Origin of the sequence: Peribacillus sp. NPDC094092 (assembly GCF_050279365.1) — a bacterium.
Taxonomy (GTDB): domain Bacteria; phylum Bacillota; class Bacilli; order Bacillales; family DSM-1321; genus Peribacillus.
On record NZ_JBNNUC010000001.1, the window covers coordinates 273,454 to 297,687 of the forward strand.

At 41.3% G+C, this 24,234-nt stretch carries 25 protein-coding genes; 3 read left to right on the top strand and 22 right to left on the bottom strand.

Features of this window, described 5'->3' with window-relative positions; all coding sequences use genetic code 11:
* Position 1: 1 nt before the first annotated feature.
* The 16 genes from murQ to ACQKNS_RS01325 all read right to left on the bottom strand — a co-directional run bounded on the left by murQ (position 2) and on the right by ACQKNS_RS01325 (position 19,699).
* On the bottom strand, positions 2–910 hold the full coding sequence (gene murQ / locus ACQKNS_RS01250; protein ID WP_427642100.1) for an N-acetylmuramic acid 6-phosphate etherase: 909 nt from the start codon (positions 908–910) through the stop codon (positions 2–4).
* Between the two features lie 395 nt (positions 911–1,305).
* Entirely contained in the window at positions 1,306–2,487 is a 1,182-nt protein-coding gene (locus ACQKNS_RS01255; protein WP_427640814.1) for an ABC transporter substrate-binding protein, read from the bottom strand.
* A 22-nt stretch (positions 2,488–2,509) separates the two neighbouring features.
* Complete coding sequence (locus tag ACQKNS_RS01260) at positions 2,510–3,217, bottom strand: ABC transporter ATP-binding protein (protein WP_427640815.1); 708 nt, start codon at positions 3,215–3,217, stop codon at positions 2,510–2,512.
* A complete protein-coding gene (locus ACQKNS_RS01265; RefSeq protein ID WP_427640816.1) occupies positions 3,210–3,974 on the bottom strand; it encodes an ABC transporter ATP-binding protein in 765 nt (254 codons plus the stop codon). Before ACQKNS_RS01265 ends, ACQKNS_RS01260 begins: the two co-directional genes overlap by 8 nt.
* A gap of 2 nt (positions 3,975–3,976) precedes the next feature.
* Positions 3,977–4,972 (bottom strand): branched-chain amino acid ABC transporter permease, encoded by a 996-nt coding sequence (locus ACQKNS_RS01270; protein WP_427640817.1) that lies wholly within the window; start codon positions 4,970–4,972, stop codon positions 3,977–3,979.
* Between the two features lies 1 nt (position 4,973).
* Complete coding sequence (locus tag ACQKNS_RS01275; protein WP_427640818.1) at positions 4,974–5,837, bottom strand: branched-chain amino acid ABC transporter permease; 864 nt, start codon at positions 5,835–5,837, stop codon at positions 4,974–4,976.
* An 838-nt stretch (positions 5,838–6,675) separates the two neighbouring features.
* Positions 6,676–8,373 (bottom strand): sigma-54 interaction domain-containing protein, encoded by a 1,698-nt coding sequence (locus ACQKNS_RS01280; RefSeq protein WP_427640819.1) that lies wholly within the window; start codon positions 8,371–8,373, stop codon positions 6,676–6,678.
* A gap of 129 nt (positions 8,374–8,502) precedes the next feature.
* The gene (locus tag ACQKNS_RS01285; RefSeq protein ID WP_427640820.1) at positions 8,503–8,904 is read right to left on the bottom strand and encodes a MaoC/PaaZ C-terminal domain-containing protein; all 402 of its coding nucleotides are present in this window, start codon (positions 8,902–8,904) and stop codon (positions 8,503–8,505) included.
* Positions 8,901–9,353, bottom strand: a complete 453-nt coding sequence (locus ACQKNS_RS01290) for a MaoC family dehydratase N-terminal domain-containing protein (RefSeq protein ID WP_427640821.1) — start codon at positions 9,351–9,353, stop codon at positions 8,901–8,903. Before ACQKNS_RS01290 ends, ACQKNS_RS01285 begins: the two co-directional genes overlap by 4 nt.
* Positions 9,354–9,371: 18 nt before the next feature.
* Positions 9,372–10,136, bottom strand: a complete 765-nt coding sequence (locus tag ACQKNS_RS01295) for an SDR family oxidoreductase (RefSeq protein ID WP_427640822.1) — start codon at positions 10,134–10,136, stop codon at positions 9,372–9,374.
* Positions 10,137–10,156: 20 nt separating this feature from the next.
* Entirely contained in the window at positions 10,157–11,332 is a 1,176-nt protein-coding gene (locus ACQKNS_RS01300) for an acyl-CoA dehydrogenase family protein (protein ID WP_427640823.1), read from the bottom strand.
* A 26-nt stretch (positions 11,333–11,358) separates the two neighbouring features.
* Positions 11,359–12,510: an acyl-CoA dehydrogenase family protein gene (locus ACQKNS_RS01305; RefSeq protein ID WP_427640824.1), complete on the bottom strand. Its 1,152-nt coding sequence runs from the start codon at positions 12,508–12,510 to the stop codon at positions 11,359–11,361.
* A 38-nt stretch (positions 12,511–12,548) separates the two neighbouring features.
* A complete protein-coding gene (locus ACQKNS_RS01310) occupies positions 12,549–14,150 on the bottom strand; it encodes a long-chain-fatty-acid--CoA ligase (protein ID WP_427640825.1) in 1,602 nt (533 codons plus the stop codon).
* Positions 14,151–14,485: 335 nt separating this feature from the next.
* The gene (gene parC, locus ACQKNS_RS01315; RefSeq protein ID WP_427640826.1) at positions 14,486–16,930 is read right to left on the bottom strand and encodes a DNA topoisomerase IV subunit A; all 2,445 of its coding nucleotides are present in this window, start codon (positions 16,928–16,930) and stop codon (positions 14,486–14,488) included.
* Complete coding sequence (gene parE / locus ACQKNS_RS01320; protein ID WP_427640827.1) at positions 16,920–18,905, bottom strand: DNA topoisomerase IV subunit B; 1,986 nt, start codon at positions 18,903–18,905, stop codon at positions 16,920–16,922. The genes parC and parE overlap by 11 nt, the downstream gene beginning before the upstream one ends.
* 383 nt (positions 18,906–19,288) lie before the next feature.
* The gene (locus ACQKNS_RS01325; protein ID WP_427640828.1) at positions 19,289–19,699 is read right to left on the bottom strand and encodes a CoA-binding protein; all 411 of its coding nucleotides are present in this window, start codon (positions 19,697–19,699) and stop codon (positions 19,289–19,291) included.
* A gap of 492 nt (positions 19,700–20,191) precedes the next feature.
* Here ACQKNS_RS01325 and plsY point away from each other — a divergent pair, with 492 nt between their 5' ends.
* Positions 20,192–20,779 carry a glycerol-3-phosphate 1-O-acyltransferase PlsY gene (plsY, locus tag ACQKNS_RS01330; RefSeq protein ID WP_427640829.1) on the top strand — a complete coding sequence of 196 codons (588 nt, stop codon included), beginning with the start codon at positions 20,192–20,194 and terminating at the stop codon, positions 20,777–20,779.
* A 63-nt stretch (positions 20,780–20,842) separates the two neighbouring features.
* Here plsY and ACQKNS_RS01335 read toward each other — a convergent pair whose 3' ends face one another.
* Positions 20,843–21,079, bottom strand: a complete 237-nt coding sequence (locus ACQKNS_RS01335) for a hypothetical protein (RefSeq protein ID WP_427640830.1) — start codon at positions 21,077–21,079, stop codon at positions 20,843–20,845.
* 322 nt (positions 21,080–21,401) lie between these two features.
* On the opposite strand from ACQKNS_RS01335, the gene ACQKNS_RS01340 reads away from it, so the two are divergent.
* Complete coding sequence (locus tag ACQKNS_RS01340; RefSeq protein WP_098371894.1) at positions 21,402–21,545, top strand: YycC family protein; 144 nt, start codon at positions 21,402–21,404, stop codon at positions 21,543–21,545.
* Positions 21,546–21,956: 411 nt separating this feature from the next.
* Here the strand turns inward: ACQKNS_RS01340 and ACQKNS_RS01345 are convergent, their stop codons facing one another.
* Positions 21,957–22,445, bottom strand: coding sequence for an NUDIX hydrolase (locus tag ACQKNS_RS01345; protein WP_427640831.1), 489 nt, complete (start codon positions 22,443–22,445; stop codon positions 21,957–21,959).
* A gap of 90 nt (positions 22,446–22,535) precedes the next feature.
* Here ACQKNS_RS01345 and ACQKNS_RS01350 point away from each other — a divergent pair, with 90 nt between their 5' ends.
* Positions 22,536–22,832: a HesB/YadR/YfhF family protein gene (locus ACQKNS_RS01350; protein WP_427640832.1), complete on the top strand. Its 297-nt coding sequence runs from the start codon at positions 22,536–22,538 to the stop codon at positions 22,830–22,832.
* A gap of 37 nt (positions 22,833–22,869) precedes the next feature.
* Here the strand turns inward: ACQKNS_RS01350 and ACQKNS_RS01355 are convergent, their stop codons facing one another.
* From ACQKNS_RS01355 to ACQKNS_RS01370, 4 genes are all read right to left on the bottom strand, one after another.
* A complete protein-coding gene (locus ACQKNS_RS01355; protein WP_427640833.1) occupies positions 22,870–23,163 on the bottom strand; it encodes a hypothetical protein in 294 nt (97 codons plus the stop codon).
* Between the two features lie 25 nt (positions 23,164–23,188).
* Complete coding sequence (locus ACQKNS_RS01360; protein WP_137018482.1) at positions 23,189–23,620, bottom strand: acyl-CoA thioesterase; 432 nt, start codon at positions 23,618–23,620, stop codon at positions 23,189–23,191.
* Positions 23,621–23,777: 157 nt separating this feature from the next.
* Positions 23,778–24,023: a small acid-soluble spore protein Tlp gene (tlp, locus tag ACQKNS_RS01365; protein WP_283902423.1), complete on the bottom strand. Its 246-nt coding sequence runs from the start codon at positions 24,021–24,023 to the stop codon at positions 23,778–23,780.
* A gap of 54 nt (positions 24,024–24,077) precedes the next feature.
* A complete protein-coding gene (locus tag ACQKNS_RS01370; RefSeq protein WP_057275900.1) occupies positions 24,078–24,221 on the bottom strand; it encodes an acid-soluble spore protein N in 144 nt (47 codons plus the stop codon).
* Positions 24,222–24,234 lie beyond the last annotated feature (13 nt).

Below are 24,234 nucleotides of genomic sequence, written 5' to 3' on the forward strand. Positions count from 1 at the left end.
CTTACCCTTCATAGATCGAGATGGCTTTTCTGACATCCCCATCCGCATTCTCCAGTAACTCCATTGCTTTTTCATAATCTGTTGCCGTTTTTATCATGACAATCGCTGGTTTAACTTGATTATTTGCCTTTTCAAGCGTATTCAAAGCTTGATCATAGTCAGCATCCGTAACTGATTCTATGATGCTTATTGCACGGTCCTTCAGTTTTTGATTACTGACATTAACATCAATCATCAGATTTTCATAGACTTTTCCCAACCGGATCATGGTTGCAGTTGAGATCATATTGAGTACCATTTTATGTGCGGTTGCCGCTTTCATTCTCGTGGATCCTGTTAACACTTCCGGTCCGACCACCACTTCGATCCCAATATCAGCCGCTTCCGTGATGCTCGCGTTTTTATTGCATGATAATGCCACCGCTTTAGCCCCAACTTTTCTGGCATAACGTAAAGCGCCCCTCACATATGGGGTACGGCCGCTTGCCGCGATGCCAATAACCGTATCATTTGCTGTAAGTTCCACGTCAATCAGGTCACATTCCCCGAACTCTTCTTTATCCTCTGCTCCTTCAACAGCCCGAACAAACGCCTTTTCCCCTCCTGCGATTATTCCCAGCACCCTGTCAGGTGGTGTGCTGAAAGTCGGGGGACATTCCACGGCATCCAGAACACCGAGCCTTCCGCTCGTTCCTGCTCCGATGTATATGAGTCTCCCTCCGTTTTTTAATGATTCACAAGCCCAATCAACTACCGTTTCAATCTCTGGCAATACCTCCTTAACCGATGCTGCCACTTTAAAATCTTCCTTATTGATTGCAGAAATGACTTCCATCGTATTTACACTATCGATATTCATCGTCTTTTCATTCCGTAATTCAGTCGTTAATGAACGCAAATGTTCCTCCATAGACAATTAGATCCCCCTATCAACAATTACTTAAATATAATTTCATTTTTTAGTAGAAAATAATGAAATTATATTTCATATTATATTCAATGATAGCGTTTTCATTACTCGGATACAAGTCATTTTTGTAAAATTTGTTAATTAGCATATTCTTTCCTCAAAACCTCACTGCCGGCGAACTCCTTAATAATAAAGTATGCATCTATGTATGGCCGCTTTCTGAATGCCGTAATTTACCCATAGAAGCCTACTATTTTTGGGTGTGGATTTTCTCAACAATAAAAAAACGTGTACCGTCCCTCTAATCAGGAACGATACACGAACAAGTAATTTAATAAAATGCTAATCTCGAATTATACTACACAGGATCCGGAACACCTGCATCCATTACCCAGTTAACGGACAGGGACTACTTTCCCGTTTTCTACTGCACCTACGACAATAGTTGATGCAAAACCTCCATTTTCATCAATTGTGGGAATATCGTATATTTTTTGATCTGGCCCTATATTTGAAAGTCCATCTTGCATATGTTTACGGATGGTCTTCGCATCATCAACGCTGCCTGCGGATTTCATCGCTTCCACAAACGCATACATGGCGATATAGTTCAATCCCACTTCGGAGCTTGGATCTTCCTTATACTTCTTTTGATATTTCTCGACGAATGCAGGCACTGCTTCTTCATCTGAGTCCATCAGTGGCAGAACGCCAATCGAGCCTTCCAATGTTTCATATGACCCCGCTATCGGCTTCATTTGATCCAGCTTTGCTTGATCCATGATGATGAAACCGCCTTTAAATCCTAGCTCCCGAGCTTGCTTCGCCACTTTTGCCGTAGGTTCCGAAGCACCACCGATAAATAGCACATCAGGATCTTTTTTCAAGGCATTGGTGACAATCGTGAAGAAATCGGTTTCTTTGGCGAAATCAATCGAGGAATTATAAACGACTTTTCCGCCTTTCTTTTCCCAATGTGGAAGCACGGCTTCCGTCCAGTCTTTACCGTATTGCGAAGAGGTTGGCAAAGCGGCAATTTTCTTGCCGAAATGTTCCATTGCATATGTTGTAAAAGGTTCGATATACCCCTCGTAATTCGGTGGAATCCGAACGGTTAATGAATTTCCGCTCTCAGTCACTGCCGGCTCACTCGTATACGCCCCAATGATGAATTCCTCTTGTTCATTAAAAACCTGAAGTGCCAGCACACCTCCGCTATGAGGTGTGAAAATAATCGGCGTATCATATTCCTGAATTAATCGTTTAGCATTCGAGCCTGTTTCATTAGGTAAGTATTTATCATCCAACGATACTAAATTCAGCGTGTATTTCTTACCATCTACTTCAAATCCGCCAGCATCGTTAATTTCATTGACGGCCATTTCGACACCGTTCAATGTCCGTTTTCCATATAAGGCTGCTGCCCCGCTTAAAGGACCGCTAAAACCGATGTTAACGACATTTCCACTTTTTCCTTTACTGCCACTGCTTGACACTGAACTATCCCCTTTATTGCAGCCGGTCAAAACAGTGATGATTAGCAGGAGAAAGACAAATAATACTTTCAGTTTCTTCATAAAAATCCCCCATTCAATTTTTTCAGGCCCCAATATACGCTTTCCTTACTTCATCGTTGGCTAATAACTCACTTGCTGTCCCTTTAACGACAATTTCACCATTTTCGAAAACATATCCTTTATCTGCAATGCCGAGAGCGGCATTCGCGTTTTGTTCAGCAAGCAGGACCGTGATTCCCTCGCGGTTTATTTCTTCAATGACTTGAAACATTTGTTCGACAATAAGTGGAGCGAGTCCCACCGAAGGTTCATCAAGCATCAACAATTTCGGTTTTGACATCAAAGCTCTTCCAATTGCGAGCATTTGCTGTTGGCCTCCGCTCAAGCTTCCCGCTTCATCATGATGTTTTTCTTTTAAAATCGGGAATAAGTGATAGACGTATTCTAGGGAATCCTTGATCTCCGATTTCTTCTTTCGATGTACATAAGCACCCATCCTCAGATTTTCCTGGACGGTCATCTGGGGAAACAGTTTTCGTCCTTCGGCACACTGGACGATTCCCTCCCGAACATTCTTATCCGGGGCACGGCCCCCTATCGGCATGCCCAGAAAATGAATTTCCCCCTTGGACAGCTTACTGATTCCGCTTATGGAACGAAAAGTCGTACTTTTCCCTGCCCCATTCGCTCCTAATAAAACTACGATTTCTCCCTTGGCAACTTCGATATTCACATGTTTTATCGCAGTAAAACTTCCATAATTCACGGCGACATCGGTTAACTTAAGCACTGGCACTACCTCCCAAATAGGCTTTAATCACCGCTTCGTTTCCGCGGATTTCCTTGGGTGTGCCCTCGGCGATTTTTTCTCCGTAATTAAGGACCATGATGTGATCTGCCAAGTTCATGATCATATGCATTTTGTGCTCGATTAAACAAACGGTAAGTCCAGATCGATTCAATTTTTTAATCAGTTCTGTCAGTCCTTCCGTTTCATCCGGGTTGATTCCTGCAGCAGGTTCATCAAGAAAGATAATTTCCGGTTCCGTTGCAAGGGCAAGGGCAATGGCTGTCCGTTTCTTTTCCTCCTGCGAGATGCTGGAGACCATTCTGTCAGCCGATTTCGTCAATCCAACAATATCAAGTACCTCCATTGCCTTATCCCTGCATGCCGCTTCCTCCCGTTTTAATCGTTTTGTTCTCAGAATGGCATCCACCAGATTGGATTTAGTTCGCAGTCTATGACCGACAATGACATTATCCAATACGGTCGATTGATCAAAAAGGCTTGTCGTTTGAAAGGTTCTTGAAATTCCATGTCCCGCTATTTCATTGGCAGGAAGTTTGGTGATATCAATCCCTTTAAAAAGGACCGTCCCAGAAGTTGGTCGATGAAAGCCGCTGATCAAGTTAAAAAAAGTTGATTTCCCTGCACCATTTGGTCCGATTATTGCATTGATTCTACCTTTTTCAATCGTAAAATCAACATTATTGACGGCCGCCAATCCTCCAAACCGCTTTGTTAAATTCTTCGTTTCGATTAGCAAATTCATCCCTCCTCAGCTTTTATGTGCATTTCGCCCCTCACCCCGGACAGCTCATTATCTTTTCGCTTTCTTCGCCAATCAAAGAAGGCCCCTGCGATTCCGCGCGGATAAAAGATAATGATCACTGTAAGCAATGGCCCGAATATCAACATTCGATATTCTTGAAGGAATTGCAAATTCTGCGAAAGGATGACTAACAATAATGTTCCTACCAACGGACCTGAAAGTGTCCCGATTCCACCAACCAATAAATACATCAATAGATCGAACATTATGGCAGTTGACCCGATATCAGGTCCAATGAAACGGATGAATGAAGCATACAAGGCGCCTGCCAATCCTGCAAAAAATGCGGATAGGACAAATGCGGTTAACTTATTCTTCATTGTGGATATACCAATCGTTTGTGCAAGATCCTCGCTGTTCCTGATGGCCATATACGTCCTGCCGGTCAACGAGCGTATAATTCGATACACGATTAAAATCACTGCAAGCAGGAAAATGAGTACTAGATAATATTGGGATGCTGCAGTATCGAATGTGATTGGCCCTATGTTCCCAGGAGCAGGGATACCTATCAATCCCCTAACCCCCTCTGTAAGTCCCTCCCATTTATCGATGACCAGATAGATGATGTAACCCACACAAAGAGTATAAATCGCGAAAAAGTGTTCCTTTGTCCTCAGCGCAATCAAACCAATCAAAAAACCAATGGCACATGTGATCAAACATGCCGCTAGAAGTGCCAGCCAAAAATTCATTCCCGCTTTTACCGTAAGAAGGCCAAGTGAATATGCTCCAATCGCAAAAAAACCAGCATGTGCAAGCGAGAGATATCCGGTATAGCCTGATAATAAATTGATTCCATAAACAGCTATCGCCCAGATGAACGAAAGTGTCAGCATATGGAGATAATAGTCGTTTTGCGCGATAAAGGGGAATGAAAAAGCAAAGATGATAAGTGCGATAATCCCATTTCTTTTCGTCAATATCTTCACGCTACCTCTCCCCCTTGGCAAAAAGTCCTGTTGGTTTCACGGTTAATATTACGACTAAAAGAATGAAGGCAATGATGTCTTTATAATCATTTGAGATATAAGTTGCGCCCAAGCTCTCACTGAACCCTAGTATATATCCGCCTACGATCGCCCCCGGGATGCTCCCCATCCCACCCAAGATGATAATGACGAATGCTTTTAGGATGACTAAATGCCCCATTCCCGGAAAAACAAGGTTAATCGGTGATGCAAGGGATGAAGCGATCGCTGCCAATCCACCCGATATCATGAAGGTAAGCATTGCAACTTTATTAATGTTGATTCCCACTAATGAAGCCCCTTCACGGCTTTGGGACATCGCTATTATCGTTGAACCTGCATAAGTTTTCTTTAGGAAAAGGTAAAGTAAAACCATCACTGCGATCGCTGACACGATGATCAATAATCGCTGAAGTGTGAATGTCAGGCCCATGATATTGACCACTTGGCCGTATGGGGATGTCATTGTATGGAAGTCGGCACCCCAGACAAATTGGGCAAAAGCTTCAAGAAAAAGGAGAATTCCGATTGCTGCAATCTTATCGTGCAATGGAGGCGCCTCCCTTAACAGGCGGAATACAAAACGTTCCAAAAGGACTCCCAACAAACCAACAACGATAATGGATACGAACATGGCAATCCAGTAATTCACCCCATATAATGTCATCATTGACAATGTGATATATCCACCCAACATATATAGGGCACCGTGGGCAAAGTTCGGGATATGCAAAATTCCATATACTAGCGTCAATCCCAGGGCAACAAGACTATATACGCTGCCAATCGTCAAACCATTAAAAAGCTGCTGGGTCAAAATTTCCATTTACTTCCTCCTTGAAAATTATTGAATTTCACTTTGCTGTTCATACCCTTGCCCACAATCCTGTACGCGCTCATCTGCGACGAAGAACACTTTCACTTATTTCCCCACAGGCTCAACCTCTTCGAAGGAACAGTAGGTTTTATTTCCCTATATTCACCACCAACAGATATAGCTTGGGTCGTAGCGGAAAAAGCCCCTCCACCGCTTGTTAGCGCTTTCATTTCTTTTGACCACTTAATTCAATTGGATAACATCAGAAATCAGTAACATTGACTCTATTTAAGTATTAAGTGGTATGCTGAAGGCATATGCCGTTTTGGGGTTAGCCAATGATTCCATCTTTTCTTGAATAAAGGCTTAGCCATCGCAATCCCTGGTTCGTTCACCCCTTTCACCTCGAACCTTCAATAGGAGGATCATTCCGTAGAGTAATTTCCTGTTAATAAATGCAAGTGCCGTGCCAAACATTAAATCACGTCAATAAGTCTATTTACCAGTCAGTGAATTCATTATTGAATTGTAAAAAATCAAAAGTATCGATACCTTATAGGATGTCCGTCATTCACTATTGACTGAAAAAATCATTTCTGAATCAATAAAAAGAATTAATTGAAAACATCAAATGAAAAGGATTCAAGAAACCCCCTTTATGACTACAATCATTTCATGTACCATCAGGTAATATTGCACAAAAAAACAACTTTAAAACCAATAAATTTCTTAGGCAATAAAACCGTTTCCTCCAAAATAACGTAAATATAGTTTGGAGTTTCAGTCCAAAAAACAGCACCTGCATTGTCGAATAATGTCCAACAATGCAGGTGCTGTTTATACTTACCTATTCTTTTCCACTGACCTTTAATCGATATTTTTTAAGTTTTCTCACAATTGTTGCCTGACTGGAATCTAGGGCTTCCGCGATTTCATATGTAGTTTGGTAGGTTTGAGCCGCTTTCGTCAAAATTTCCTTTTCGGCCCTTTCCACCGCTTCTTTTAAAGTTAGGGTAGCATTGAGGTTCGGATGATTCCGATTTTCCGGCTGGTATTCTTCCGGAAGGTCGTTAATCGATAATATTTGATTATCCGTCAGCACGACGAGCCTTTCCACTATATTAATCAATTCACGGACATTTCCTGGCCAATCATGTTGATAAAAATATTCCTTCAACCGAGAATCTATTTCTTTTGAGAATTTATATTGTTCGTTTGCCTTTGTTAAAAATAAGTCAGTCAATGCCAAGATATCCTCTCTTCTTTCCCTTAGAGGAGGAATCGTAATCGGAATGACATTCAGCCTGTAAAAGAGATCTTCACGAAAATCACCCGATTTGACCATCTCCGATAAATTTCGGTTCGTGGCCGCTATTATCCGAACATCGATTTTCTTTGGCTTTGTACCTCCAATTCTTTGAATTTCCCTTTCCTGAAGGGCCCTAAGCAGCTTCACTTGAAGTTGCAAGGGAAGCTCACCGACTTCATCCAAGAATAAGATCCCACTCTCTGCCAGTTCAAACATTCCTGGTTTGCCTTTTTGATTGGCTCCGGTAAATGCCCCTCCTTCATACCCAAAGAGCTCGGATTCCAATAAATCAGCGGGAATTGCCCCACAATTTATTTTAATGAAATCCCCTTTTTTAGATCGGATGCTCCGATTATAAATATTACGGGCAAGAACATCTTTTCCAACACCCGTTTCCCCCAGAATGAGTACGGTCGCATCGATATCCGATATTCTTTCAGCAATCTCATAGATCATTTTCATTTTATCACTGACAAATACGACTCCATCCTTGCTTGTTATCTTCCGCAGTTTCTCAATTTCCTGCTTATATTGATTATTCAGCTCATTAACTTTCGTCAATTCATGCATCAGTTCATTTAAATCAGATAAATCCCTTATATTCGTGACGACTTGCTCTATTTCCCCTTCGGCATTAAAAACGGGACTTCCTGTAATCAATGTTTCCTTTCCAGCAAAATTATCCTGTACGACCGATACCGTTCGTCTCAGCTTCACTACCTTATGCGTCACCGAAGCATTCAAGATGCCGCGTTTAATCAATTGGTCCACCGATTTGCCGATATAATACTCTTTTGGTATGCCAGTGATCCGTTCAATTGCCGAATTGGTATAAAGCGTGACTCCATCTTGATCGGTGATGTAAATCCCATCATAGGAATTTTCGATAATGGCATCCAGTGCGCGATTCAATTTATCCGTTTTATGAGCATCAATCAATAAATCGTCCAAAAATTCTGTTTCACTGCCTATATATAGAATATTATCAGTATCCATTTGTTTCATTAATAAAAATAAATACCGTTTATCATGCAGCCTTGCAGCTGCAAGCCTTTTATTATCGAGAAATTGCCACTCATCGAATTGTTCGGTTAGTGTAGTATTACCGTTATGTCTTAACAAGTGATTAAAATAGGTGCCGCAATCCTTTATCCGATTTGCAGAATCCACGACTAGTGCAGGAAAGGTCCACTCTTTGAGCAAATTAATCTGAGAATCCTGTTTCACTTGATTCATTACTATTCACCGCCGCAAAAAGAATTCTTTTTAAGTACAATTCTGGATAAATTTCGAAACTCCTTTAAAATTGTCGAATTTCGCTCCTAAAAAAAGTAGTGATGAAATAATTTTCATCACTACTTCCCCTCAGTAAATCTTAAAAATAACCTCTCCACTGATTGCTTCCTTACCTGACTGGTTAGTGGCCGCCACATTGAAAAAATATCTATCACCATTTTTTTCTTTCAAATCCGCATGAAGAGTTATGACATCATTCAAAAATACCATTCCTTTGAAGCGAATCTTGTATTCTTCGATAAACCCAGTTTCATAAAGATTACTGAAAAGCTTTGCAAGGTTTCCCATTGTCCACATTCCATGTGCGATGATACCGGGAAGACCAGCATTTTTTGCTTCTTCATCAATCGTATGAATGGGATTGAAATCACCTGATGCGCCGGCATATTTAATGAGGTCCAATCGCGTTACAGGCGGAAGCTCGATTGAAAGTAACGAGTCACCAATATGAAGTTCGGTTAATGTCGTCACCTACTCATCACCATCCTTCTGATTGTTTCATTTAAAATGACAAGCTGTTCAGCAATGAAGACTATTTCCCCATTTGCATCCGCCCCATAATTTTTAAAGGCTAGAAATCCCATTTCCCCTTGTTTCCCCTTTTTCTCATAGTAGTCTTTCACTTCCGTATAACAGGTGATTTCTTCCCCCACCTTCAGCGGCCTGTTATAGCGATATATCTGCTCACCATGTATCAATCCTTTACTCGGGAGATTTAAACCTTCAATCGTCCCGAAATCAAAGACCCTTGGGAAAGTTGGTGGAGCTATATTCGTTCCGTATCGTGATTGCCTGCCTATTTCTTCATCAATGAAAATCGGGTGGGGATCACCAATTGATAATGCGAATTTTTTAACGGCTCCCCGTTCAACTATATTTTTAACGGGGGTGGATCGTTTTCCAATGCTTTCGTTGAACATAACATCCCGCCTTTTCCCTTAATTTTTCGGACCGCCTGCAACATATAAAACCTGCCCACTAATGAATGAGGAAGCTTCATCGGCAAAGAATGCAACAGCATGGGCAATATCACTTGGCAAACCGCTTCTTGCAACCGGAATACTGTTTGCCCTATCCTGGATGAATTGCTCAAAACTCACTCCCACCCGCCTAGCTGTTTCTTTCGTCATCTCGGTTTCGATAAATCCTGGTGCGACCGAATTAGCCGTTATCCCGTATTTACCAAGTTCAATCGCCAGTGTTTTCGTTAACCCCTGAAGCCCGGCTTTAGCAGCTGAATAATTAGCCTGACCGCGGTTCCCTAGGGCCGAGGTGGATGATATATTGATAATTCTTCCGTATTTATTTGCAACCATATGCTTCTGAGCGGCACGCACTGCATTGAAGGTACCTTTTAAATGCACATCCATTACCGTCTGCCAATCTGAATCGGTCATTTTGAAAAGTAGATTATCACGGATGACCCCGGCATTATTCACGAGAATATCAAGCGATCCGAATGTGTCGGCTATTTCTTTTATGGATGCTTCCACCTCATCGGAATTGACCACATTGGCCACTTTGGTAAAAATGGTATGACCCTTATCCCTTAATTCATTTCCTGTTGATGTCAAAACCTCTTCATTGATATCGATAATCGCCACGTTTGCGCCTTCACTGGCAAATAGTTCGACGATCGCCCGGCCAATCCCCCTGCTTCCGCCTGTAACTAAAGCCGTTTTCCCTGAAAATCTCCCTGTCATGATCGTTTCCTCCTAATCTATTATAAGAATTGTCCTAATTTAACATGCCCCTTAATCAAATTGCGGGAAATGATCATACGCTGTATTTCATCCGTACCATCATAAATTCTCCAAAGCCTGGCCTCACGGTACCAACGCTCGATGGGAAGTTCCTTCGTATAGCCCATGCCTCCGTGTATCTGCAATACGCGATCAACGACCCGATTACCCATGTTGGCTCCATAAAGTTTAGCCATTGAAGCTAAATGGCGATTGTCTTCCCCATTATCAAGTGTAAAAGCGGCGTTCAATACAAGCCATCTTGCAGCTTCGATCTCTACGGCCGAATCAGCTATCTGCCATTGAATGGCCTGGCGCTCTGCGATCGGTTTACCGAAGGTGACTCGTTCTTTTGCATATTCTATAGCCATTTGCAGCAATCTTTCTGCAGAACCGACAGCGCGTGCGCCCACGATCCACCTTGCAAACCCAATCCATTCCAAGCCTAGTTGATAACCGCCATGCACTTCCCCTAAGATGTTTTCTTCGGGTACCCTGACATTATCAAAAACTAAACCGGCCGGCCCCCATTCTCCCATCGTATTGATATACTCTGATCTCCAGCCCATATCACGGTCTACAATGAAACAGGTTACCCCTTCCGTTCCGGTTGCCTGATGACGTTCTTTGTCGGTTACAGCAATGACCATGACGAAATCGGCATCATTTCCTCCGGTAATGAAAGTTTTTTCACCGTTAAGCACCCATTCGTTCCCTTCTTTTACTGCCGTCATTTTAATATTTCGCGTATCGGACCCAGCCCCCGGCTCCGTCATGGCAAAACAGGACTTTTTCTCACCGTTAATCGTAGGGATCAGATATTTCTGTTTCTGTTCTTCATTTGCATAATAAAGTATGTTATCAGCCGAACCTCCAAAGCTGAAAGGTACAAACGTTTTTGATACTTCCATCAAGACAATTGCCATCATAAGCTGCCCCAGGTCTGCCCCGCCATATTCCTCCGGGGTATTGATTCCCCAAAACCCAGCTTTTTTTGCTTTTTCCTGTAATTCTTTCAATGTCCCCTCTGGTAAACTAGGTTTGCCAGCCATTTCATTGCGAAGCACTTCATTTTCCAAGGGAATCAATTCATTTTCCACGAACTTGCGTATTGTTTTTTGTACCATTTTTTGTTCATCCGATAGTCGTAAATCCATATTTACCCCTCCTCTTTCCAATAAGACTAGTTTTGATATTTTCTCTTCAATTGTCCTGTAATGATATTTTTTTGGATTTCGGACGTGCCTTCATATATTCTAGTGATTCGGGCATCCCTATAGAAACGTTCAACCGGATAATCCTTCATGTATCCCATCCCGCCATGAATCTGAACGGCCTTATCAGCGACACGATTATATACTTCCGAACCATACAACTTAAGCATTGCCGCTTCTTTAATGATTTTTTCTTTCTGATCGACCATCCATGCTACCCGGTAGGTGAATGATCGCAGTGCTTCTATTTCCATTGCCATCTCGGCAATCATATGGGATACGGCCTGATGATCAATGATCGGGACATTGAATTGTTCACGTTCTGTGGCATATTTGGTAGATAGGTCGAGCAAGTATTGACAGGACCCCAAATTACGGGCAGCAAGGCCTGCACGGCCATTTGCAAGGATTTTCAATGCATTTACATACCCTTGGCCAACGTCCCCCAGTACGTTTTCGGCAGGAACCTCGCAATCTTCAAAAACCAATTCGGCAGAATGTGAACCTCGAAGACCCATCTTCCTTTCCAGGCTACCAACTCTAAAACCCGGAAAATCCTTTTCTACTATGAATGAGGTGATTCCTTTCGCCCCTTTATCTTTTTCCGTTACGGCCATGACTGTAAAAATATCCGCTACATCTGCATTCGTTATATAATGCTTGGTCCCATTTAGAATATATTTATCGCCATTTTTGACAGCCGTCATTTTGAGATTCGTTGCATGGGATCCCGCTGCAGGCTCAGTTAAAGCAAAAGCGCCAATTCTATTACCGCTTGCCATATCTGGTAGATACTTTTCCTTTTGCCTTTCATTGCCCATTTCAACTATCCCCACCGTCCCTATACCGGTGTGGGCCCCTATCAGAGTGGTATATCCATTATGGGTTTTGCCGATTTCCTCATATAAAGCACATTTTCCCACCATCCCGATTCCAAGTCCGCCATACCTTTCCGGGATACTAAGTCCGAATAGCCCCATTTCCTTCGATAAATTTATTATGGATTCCGGGATATGATCTTCATCCTCTATCTGCATGGAAAATGGATCGATTTGCTCTTCGATAAACTGGCGTATATTTTCTTTTAATAGCAAGATGTCTTCATCTAAGCGAAAGTCCATTTACATTCCCCTTTATCTGTAAATTAGTGTTAACGCTTTCATATTTTATCCTGATAAGCGATATGTTTTTCTTGAAGTTTGCGTTTTAAGATTTTACCGACCGCCGTCTTCGGAAGTTCACTTTCAAATGTGATTGCTTTTGGGACTTTAAAGGCAGCGAGCTGCTTTCGGCAATAATCCTGCAATTCATTTTCAGTTATTCTTTCATTTGGTTTTAGAACTACCGCAGCATGTACCGTTTCACCGCGATATTGATCGGGAACGCCAAAGACGGCAGCTTCCAGAACCTTAGGATGGCTGTATAGTATATCTTCAATTTCAATTGGATAAATATTGAAACCACCAGCTATGATCATCTCTTTCTTCCGACCCACAATGTAAAAGAAGCCATCTTCATCCATCTTGGCCATATCACCGGTATGCAGCCATCCGTTTTGAATCGTCTGCCGCGTCTCTTCAGGCACGCCCCAATAGCCTTTCATTACCTGTGGACCCTTTATGACCAATTCACCTGGTGTATCAACCAAAAGGGCTGGCTCTCCTGTAATACTGTCAATGATGGCAGCATCGGTATTTTGTATAGGAATCCCAATACTTCCGGGTTTTTGCAGGCCACTAACTGGATTCCGGTGCGTGACTGGTGACGCTTCTGACAGGCCATAACCCTCTGCAATCTTTGTTCCACTCAATTCGTTGAATCTTGACAGTACATTCAATGGCAATGGTGACGAACCCGAAACGCAAGACTTCAATGTATCCAAATCAAATGGATGGGACTGGTAATATTGTAATAAAGCAATATACATCGTGGGTACCCCTGGAAAAATAGTCGGTTTAAGATTATTGATAATATCGACGATCTCCGCCACCTGAAACCGGGAGACTAGAATTAATTCCCCGCCATTATAAAACGTCAGGTTCATCCCTGAAGTCATGCCGTAAACATGAAATAATGGGGAAACGCCAAGTACCTTTTCCTTCCCCTTTTGAGTATTGATTCTTGAAGTGGCTGCACTTTGCAGCGTATTGGCAACAATATTACGATGGGTTAGCATCGCCCCTTTAGAACGCCCTGTCGTTCCTCCTGTATATTGGAGAACGGCGACATCTTCGGCAGGTTCAATCTCCACAGTGAAATCCGCCTCATTTACAGATAGTAGCTTTTTTGTCATTTCACATTTGCCGATTTCCAGCGACACGCTCAACACCTTTTCAACATCGGTTTCAGCTAAAACGGCTTCGACTATTGGCATTAAATCGTCGAGCACAATGATGTGACTTGCACCTGAGTCTTTTAGGACATGTTTTAATTCGTTCGCCTTATACATTGGATTGATTTGGACAACAATGGCTCCATTCAAAAGGGTTCCAAAAAAACCAATTGGATATTGTGGACAATTGGGAAGCATAAGAGCCATACGATCTCCCTTTCCAATACCTTCATCAGCAAGCACGCGTGCACATCTTTTCACTAACCTCCCCAACTCCGAATATGTATACCTTTGCTCCATGAACGTAACCGCTGTTTTATTCGAATATTGTTCGACTGATTGATAAAATAGTTCAGTCAAAGACATTTCAGGAATATCAATCTCAATTGGATTTCCTTGCGGGATATGTTTTTTCCAAGGTCTATCCATCGGTCCTCCCCTTTCTTCATTCAAAAAAATAAAGAAGTCATACTAAACAATATGCAAGGAGTGTGCCAAAAATAAATCCTTATGTTACATAGATTTACTTCATGGGAAAATTCAAAATTGAATTATTTGCAGTCCTCTTAATCATATTAGGTTCATAATATTAGGATTTAAATTTGACTCGATAAGTCATTTTTGAATTGAGTGATTACTCTCGTAAAAGGACTCAACTTGTAGTGCGGGGCAGGTGGGGATTATTTTCCGAAAAGATATAACTTGTCATTTACAGAAAAAAAATGGGATGCTGATAAGATCAGCATCCCGTTCAAAAAAATGATTCACTGCTCTATGGCGGAGTCATCTTCCAATGATATTTTCCATAATTCTTTCGCTTTTCCACTAACCGTTTCATCAAAAACAAATGATCCATTCGTATATCGATCATGATTTTTTAATGAAGCGGCATGAATCGTTTCAATGGTTCCCTTCTCAGAAAGGATGAATAGGCTGTCGGTTTTGTTAATAATATCGAAACCAATGACCCTATGAGGATTCGATTTCAATTCCCTCAAGACCACGACACCCCGTTTTGCCCGGCTCGTCTTTTCAAACTCGGTTAATTTCATTTTCTTTATGGCCCCGCGCTGTGTAACGATAAAGATCGATTCTTTACTATCCTTGGCCAAAACCTTTCCGCCAATGACATAGTCATCTTCTTTCAAATTAATCCCTTTGACTCCTGCTGCCCGGACACCGACAACACTTACTTCTTCTTCATCAAACCATAAACCGTATCCGTTATGAGTGACGAGGAAAAGGTCAGCCTGTCCATCTGTATGGTGGACATCGACCAGTTCATCGTCACCTTTTAAATTGACACCAACCAGCGGTTTTGAATGACGCTGGGCTTTATAGGAAGCTAATTCTGTCTTTTTCACCATACCATTTTTCGTGATGAACACTAAGAATTCCGGCTGGGTAAAATCTTTGATAGGAATCGCTTTTATGATTTGCTCTTCCCTATCGATTGGGATGATGTTCGCGATATGCTGACCGGTTTCCTTCCAGCGAATATCAGGAAGCTGATGAACTGGACAGTAGAGGTAGTTCCCTTTGGAAGTGAACAGCAATAGGACATCTGTTGTATTCATCTCCAGCCTCTGGAGCAGGCGATCGGAATCCTTCATGCCAAAATCAAGACCTCCTGAGGCTGCATAGGATCGTAACGATGTCCGTTTGACATAGCCTTCTTTCGTCACGGTGACCATCACGTCTTCACTCGCAATCAAGACTTCAAGATTGATTTTGATTTCTTCAATTTCTTTTTCGATTTTGGAACGCCGTCCGTCATCAAAGCCCTTTTTAATGAATCTAAGTTCTTTTTTAATTACTTGAAGAAGAACTTTTTCACTGCCAAGAATCTTGGTCAATTCCTCAATTTTGTTCTTCAATTCCGCTGCCTCTGCTTCAAGTGCTGTAATATCCGTATTTGTCAGCCTATATAACTGCAAAGAGACAATGGCTTCAGCTTGCGCTTCTGTAAAAGCGAATTTAGCAATAAGGTTATCTTTAGCATTTCGTTTGTCCTTAGATGCCCGGATGACGGCGATGACTTCATCTAATATGGATAAAGCCTTCACTAAACCATCGACGATATGTGCCCTGTCATGTGCCTTTTGCAACTCATAACGTGAACGGTTCACGATTACCTCTTTACGGTGTTCGATATATGCATCGAGCATTTTGGGCAGGCTCATCAATGTTGGCCGTTTTTTATAAATCGCAACCATATTGAAATTGTATGCGATTTGAAGATCGGAATTTTTGTATAAATAATGCAGGACGCCATTGGCATCTGCTTCTTTTTTCAGTTCAATGACAATACGCAGTCCTGTACGGTCGGTTTCATCCCTTACTTCGGCGATGCCTTCCACTTTCCGGTCTAGACGGAACTCATCCATCTTCTTGACAAGGTTTGCTTTATTGACTTCATATGGGATTTCAGTGATGACGATTTGCTGCTTGCCGCCCCGAATCGTTTCCACTTCAGCCAAACCGCGAATGATTATTTTCCCTTTACCTGTTTCATAGGCCTTACGAATGCCTTCAATTCCTTGAATGATACCGCCAGTAGGAAAATCCGGTCCTTTAATGACCGTCATTAGTTCAGCGACTGTCGCTCCCGGCTTATCGATCCGCATAATGGCGGCATCAATGACTTCACCTAGTTGATGTGGCGGGATTTCAGTGGCATATCCGGCTGAAATTCCTGTAGAGCCGTTTACTAGGAGGTTAGGGAACATTGCAGGCAATACAATGGGCTCTTCTGAAGTATCATCAAAGTTCGGTACGAAATCGACCGTCCTTTTTTCTATATCCCTCAGCATCTCGGAGGCAATCGATGAAAGCCTTGCTTCCGTATACCGCATCGCAGCAGGAGGATCACCATCGATACTTCCATTGTTTCCGTGCATTTGGACCATGACCTTCCGCAGCTTCCAGTCTTGGCTCATTCGAACCATTGCCTCATAAACGGATGAATCTCCGTGAGGGTGATAGTTACCAATTACATTACCGACCGTTTTTGCGGATTTCCTGAATCCTTTTTCCTGAGTATTTCCTTCGACATGCATCGCATACAATATCCTGCGCTGCACCGGTTTTAAACCGTCCCTGGCATCCGGAAGTGCCCGATCTTGGATAATATATTTACTATAACGCCCGAAGCGGTCACCAATTACCTCTTCAAGCGGCAAATCTCGAAACGTTTCTTCAAATACCATCTTTAATGACCTCCTCTTCAATCGACATATTTTCATTATCTAAAATATTCGATTCTTCTTCGAGACCAAAAGCGACATTTGCTTCAATCCACTTACGACGCGGTTCAACCTTATCACCCATCAACGTTGTCACACGTCTTTCTGCACGGGCACCATCATCGATTTTCACACGTATCAATGTCCTTGTTTCCGGGTTCATGGTAGTATCCCATAATTGGTCGGCATTCATCTCACCCAGCCCTTTATAGCGCTGAATCAAATAGCCTTTCCCCACCTTGTCTATCGCTCCCTGAAGTTCTTCGTCACTCCAAGCATATTCAATGACTTCTTTCTTCCCGGTTCCTTTGCTCACTTTATATAGAGGGGGCAAGGCAATGTAAACCTTCCCTGACTCTATTAATGGCTTCATATAGCGATAAAAGAAAGTCAGCAGCAGCACTTGGATATGGGCGCCATCCGTATCGGCATCAGTCATGATGATCACTTTATCATAGTTAGTGTCAGGCGTGTTGAATTCAGCCCCGACACCACCGCCGATGGCATGGATGATCGTATTGATTTCCTCGTTTTTAAAAATATCCGCTAGTTTTGCCTTTTCCGTATTGATAACTTTTCCCCGTAATGGCAGTACTGCTTGGAAACGGCGATCCCTCCCTTGTTTAGCGGATCCGCCAGCAGAGTCCCCTTCCACAAGATACAATTCATTCCTTTCGGGATTTTTCGATTGAGCTGGTGTTAATTTCCCAGAAAGGATGGCATCGGATTTTTTCCGTTTCTTCCCGCTTCTTGCGTCCTCACGAGCTTTTCGTGCCGCTTCCCTTGCTTGGAACGCTTTAATCGCTTTTTTAACCAATAGGGTACTCGTGTTCGGATCTTCCTCAAAAAAGTAGGCTAAGTGCTCTGATACGATGGAATCGACTGCAGAACGGGCTTCACTTGTTCCAAGCTTGCTCTTGGTTTGTCCTTCGAATTGAAGAAGTTCTTCAGGGATACGTACTGAAATGATTGAAGACAAGCCTTCACGTATATCGGTACCTTCGAGGTTTTTATCTTTTTCCTTTAATAGACCCATTTTTCTGGCATAATCATTGAATGCCCTTGTCATGGCCGTTTTTGCCCCAATCTCATGGGTGCCTCCGTCTTTTGTACGAACGTTATTTACAAAACTTAAAATATTTTCTGAATAACCATCGTTGAATTGAAAGGCGAGTTCGACCTCTATCCCATTTTGTTCCCCTTCCAAGCTGATTACACTATGAAGGGTCTCTTTTTCTTCATTTAAATAATCAACAAATGCTTCTATTCCATTTTCATAATGAAAAATTTCATTATGGTCGTTACGCTCATCCGTCAATTCTATCTTCATGCCTTTTAAAAGAAAAGCCGATTCGCGAAGACGCTCACATAAGATATCATAATTAAAAGTCGTCACCGAAAATATTTTTGGATCGGGCTTGAAGTGGATTTTGGTCCCAGCTTGATTGGTTTTACCGATTTTCTCCAGTGTGGTTTCTGGCTTTCCGCCGTTGAAAAAACGTTGTTCGTAAATGAACCCGTCCCTTTTGATCGTCACGACAAGCCATTCAGACAACGCGTTAACGACCGAAGCACCTACTCCATGAAGGCCTCCACTCGTTTTATATCCGCCTTGTCCAAATTTACCTCCAGCATGAAGAATCGTCAAAATGACTTCAGGCGTCGGTTTACCTAATTTATGCATGCCAATAGGCATTCCACGTCCTTTATCAGACACACTTACACTGTTATCTTTATGTATTTTCACACTAATTTGGTCTCCATATCCAGCTAAAGCCTCATCTACGGAGTTATCTACAATCTCATACACTAAATGATGAAGTCCGCGTGCATCAGTACTGCCGATATACATACCGGGACGTTTTCTGACCGCTTCGAGTCCTTCCAGTACCTGAATTGCATCATCATTGTACTCGATTGTCTTTACTTTCTTTGCCACAGAAATTCCCCTTTCCTTACTAAACACAATTTCCGGGCCAAATCATACTGCAATGAAATGACTCACTAGCTTAACAAATCCATTAATACGTTAATATTATATAAAAAGTATAATACTTTCCGGAGAAAAGAACAAGCGTTCTGTTTTTCTGTCCTTTTTATTAGCATTTGCACATTTGTGTGGAACAAAACGTATCATAGCTACCATTCTAATTGTAGCGGTAAATTTTCATTTGGCAAATATACTTTTATTTTTTTAATCAAAATAAGCATGAATGGCCTAAATTTTCCCGACTGCTCCACACCCGCCATGGCTTCCTTTTGGTTTTCTCCGGTTGAGATACAGCGATGCCTAAAAAAAGAACGGAAGTTCCGCTCTTCATTTTACTTGGTAAGGGCGTGTTCGACTTTTATGCATCGATTCATGATGACAGTATATCCTTTTTCTTTCAAGAAATTATAGGCTTCTTCATTTTCCACCCCAAGCTGCGCCCAAAAGATATCTGCATCAATTTCTGCAAATTCCTTGGCTATCTCCGGAAGGAACTCTGAACGGCGGAAAACATTTACGATATCGACGTGACCTTCAATATCTTTCAGGGCTTTAACTGCCTTGACACCTAGCACTTCAGATATAGCAGGGTTTACCGGGATGATTTCATATCCGCTTTCCTGCATGGCCTTCGATACCATATAAGATGTACGCTCAGGGTTATCGGATAAACCAACGACAGCGATGCGCTTTGATTTTTTCAACATCTTACCCATTTCTTCTCTGCTTGGATTTTCTATCATTCTTTTCAATCCCCTTTATAATAAAATGTAATAGTTGACTATAGAGTATTCCTAACAAAGGTATTTTACAGACAAAAGCTGTTTATTACCATTATTAAGAAAAACCATTATACAAGAAAGAAAAAGTTTCGAAAAGGCATGACCCACTTAACTTTCTTATGTTCATACAGACTGCCACGTAATGTAACAATTTATACAAGGAGGCATCCTTCATTTTATATTGACGAAAATTAGGAAGGCTAAACCTTTCACCCTTCATGAACTTAACGTATATCAAATGTTGTAAGTTCATCAAGGAAAATTCATTTTTTTAGTGGATTTTTTTTGGACAGCCGTACCATTTTGTCACGAAAATGTTACAATAAGAGAAGCTTAACAGGTATTTTAAGGCTGTTTTTAGCTATTTCTTCACGTTTATTTTTAAATATGGGGGACAATCGACCCTTAAACGTGATAAAAAAAGAAGATTTTCTTAAAAGAAAGGGTAATAGAATGCTTACATTTATCACTATACTGGCTGCCTACCTGATCGGCTCGATTCCTTCCGGTTTAATAATTGGTAAAACATTTTACAAAATCGACATCCGGGAGCATGGCAGTAAAAATCTGGGCGGAACAAATACCTTCAGGACACTTGGTGTCAAGGCAGGGCTAACCGTTACCATCATGGATATACTTAAGGGTACCCTAGCAACTTTTCTGCCGTATATGCTAGGCGTGGATATGCATTTATTGCTGGCCGGGGTTATTGCGGTAATCGGTCATATGTTTCCAATTTTTGCAAACTTTCGGGGCGGAAAAGCGGTGGCAACTTCTGCTGGTGTCATTCTAGCTTATGAACCATGGTTTTTTGTCTTTGCCGTCATCATTTTCTTTATATCCTTATACATTTCCAAATATGTCTCGCTTTCATCCATGATCGCTTGTCTACTTGCCCTCATCTATAGTTTAGTTTTTCATAGTGATGATTTGGCGCTCATGATTGTAATCAGTATAATAACGATCTTCATTTTTTACCGGCATCGCGCAAACATCAAGCGGATTATCGATAAAACGGAACCGAAGGTAAAGTGGTTGTAAGAACATGCGCATATCCAAGTGAAGATAGGCCCGTATGCATGGGCCTATTTTCCATTATACAAATCATTTAGGCAGCCTTGAAACCTTTTCAGCAGCATTCCCGATTTCCTGGATGAATGTCACAAATCCCTGATTGATGTTTGAACGATTTGCACCTATCTCAGCTATTGATTTTTTTAATCTGTTCAGCAAGATTCCTGACTTTATTCGCCAAAAGCCGAATCCATTACGATGAGCCATCTTTTTTTGCTTTTTGTAGCCAAATTGCTTTTTCGGCTTCTCTTTCTTGAAAATCGCCATCTCCCGCCCCCTCTGGGTTTGTAACTCACATACATAAAGTGCATGCTAGAATCGCATTTACTTGACAGGTTTCTTTCTATCCATTTAATCAAAAAAAATGCCTTTAAAATAAATAATTCATTTAGACTAAAATATATTTATTTTGGCCTCATTTTAATTTCTTCGTCAAGGTAAAAGGGCCTAGATCATTTCCACATTCACTTCCCAGAAAAGGAATAGTATCGATTTCATTTAATGGAGAAATGGTCAAGTAAAGATTGAATAATAGTAGAACACAGGCTACACTGTAACTAGTTATTAAATATCGTTAGGAGAAAGTGCCATGAAGCCATTGCAAATATCACCTGAAACCGCATTAAAGTTATCCAAATCACTTAACTTGCCTTTAGAGCAAATCATGCATATGCCTACACCTGTCTTGCTAAGAAAGCTTGCCGAGGCAGAAGCAAAAGAAAATACAAAATAGCTGCAGGAATCTGCAGCTATTTTTGTGGGCATTCATATGTATGCAATCGACCTTACGGAGTATATTTTGAAAAACGTTCCATTCTGCCATTGATCTTGAAACTGAGCATACCCTTCCAGCCTTCTTAAAGGTGGGTATAGCATGCCTTTTTTTTAAAAGTAAATAACCATCCTTAACTGTTTGAGTTGTTCGATCATTCCATACCCTTACATATCCTTTTCAAACCAAAAATGAAAGCGGCACCATCTTCGTACTCCCTTTTAACGGGTCCTTTATCCCCAATGGAAATTAATTAGATGGTTTTTCACCTGCAGCTTAATAATTTTCAGAACCTTTCTTACCCCACTAAATATACCAATTCCCCGAATATTCCAGGAATCAAAATAAGCAAAAAAACCGCACTTGCGGTTTTCAATTGGTGAAGATCAATTCTTTTGCCAAATCAGGCAATGGCATCTTTTTGACTGATATCAAGAGTTCATCTTCATAGGTACAGGCAAACTCTTGTGTTGGTTCATCCTGTAAAATATCTTTAAGATAGTGCTTTATGTTGGATACAACTTCATTTGACTCCAAAACCCATTTATATGGCTTCCAGGCAAGTTCCCCTTCATCACAGGCAGATAGTCCGCCACCTGCATCTTCAGCCCTGTAAACATACATTCCGCCCGTTTGATTCCATGTCACGATCCCTCGAAAGGCCATCCCCCTTACCTTCAATCCAGTTTCTTCAAGAATTTCGCGTTCCATCGATTCATCGATGGTTTCACCTTGTTCAATTTTCCCGCCTATACCATTCCATTTATGCCTATTCGGATTCTTTTGGCGAAACAGCATCAACACTTCAACTTCGTTAGATTTTTTTCGAGTTATGAAACAAATATTATAAATGATATCCATGGTTGTTTCCTTTCTTAAACGCACATTATTCGCATCTACCTCATAATTACTTTATACTTAAATAACGAACCTCTAGGAAGGAGAATTAGTATGAAACTGACCATTTCCGATGAAGCAGCCAAGTGGTATATTGATGAGCTGGGGCTTCAAGAAGGCTCTCATTTGCGCTTTTATGTAAGATATGGCGGGCATAGTACCGTCCAAAGCGGCTTTTCATTAGGTATCATGCAAGAAGAACCTGAAACTGCAGCAGCAGTAACAACTATGAATGAGATTAATTTTTATGTAGAAGAAAAGGATTTATGGTACTTTGATGATCACGATTTACTTATTACTTTTAATGAAAAACTGACTGAACCAGAATTCCACTATGAAAAAAGTGCCTGACAATAAAGCAGCGGTGTTAACTGCTGTTTTTTCTTGTTCAATCGAGCAGGCGCTCTTTTATATGTTCCGCCCTTAAAATTTCCGCTTGCTTGTCCCCTAATAGATCGAAATGGGAATAGCCATCTTTCCTGTGGTGAATCCACTCTTTTTTAAGTCCGTATTTCTTACCCCACTCCGATAAACGCAGTAAATCCTTGCATCCCACTTTTGTAACTGTCTTGCAACCAGGAAATCGGTCATCTAGCCAATAATGAGTTAAAAAAGCTATGTGGCCTTGATCGATTTTCTGCTTCCAGGCTACTACGTCTCCCCGTTTAATCCCAAAAGCCATTACTTGATCACCTCAATAAATATAATTAAACCAATTCATCCTGCTTTTTATTTTTCTCATAGGCCTCATGCCATTCAGGATACATGCGTTTAATGGATATCGGGCGGAAGCTCTCCTTTTTAACGCAAACGTGAGAAGAATGACCTGTAGCCGCCACTTCATTTTTCCCATTAACGATTTCATACCCATAAATGACCCGTAAGCCGTCATACTTTTCGATCCAGGTTTTAACTTTTACCTTATCACCATATCTAACAGGGGTTTTATACGAAGCCTGAATATCCATAACAGGAGAGAGGATGCCATCCGCTTCCATATCAGCATAATAAAATCCTAAGTCATTTATCAATTTTGTCCTGCCTAATTCCATCCATATAAAATAATTCGCATGGTAAACAACACCCATTTGATCTGTCTCTGCATACCGCACTTCAATTTCGTTTTCAGCTATGAACATTATGTTTCCCCACTTTCATTTCTATTGCAATAAACATTCTACCATAACAAATGCGCAAATTTCATTTAAGCTGACTTGATTGATCTTCCCTGCCATGAAAAATTAAAAGTAAAGAGGAGAAAGATTGTGCTCCTCTTTCTCCCCTTTACTTAGTTGATTAAATATTATCGTTTCTATAACCGCTTTCCCGTGCTTCTTGCTCATCTTGCATTTCTTCTTTCATTCCTTCAATGCTCTTTCTTCTTCGCTCATTTTTGGCCTCAATTGCCTGTTTCTCCACACCTGAAGAGAATGATAACGTTTCATTTGCAGCGGATATGTTTTCTTCTGTATTTTGAATCGCATCCTGAATTTTTTCAACATTATCCAAACGGTTATCCTGATTGTGTTTATAAGAGCCCATTAATTTCACCTCATGTTTTTTTTCATAATTGTATTACGACATTTTTATTAAGGATTACTCGCCTTTAGTTTGAATGACCTGAGGATGTTTTCCTGATTTGTCCTGCATTTTCTTACCGTTATTCCCACCCGCTGCTATTGGTTGTGTTCCTAGATGGCTTGGTCTAAAGTGTTTGGAATCTTTTTTTGGATTACCCATTCTATCGCCTCCT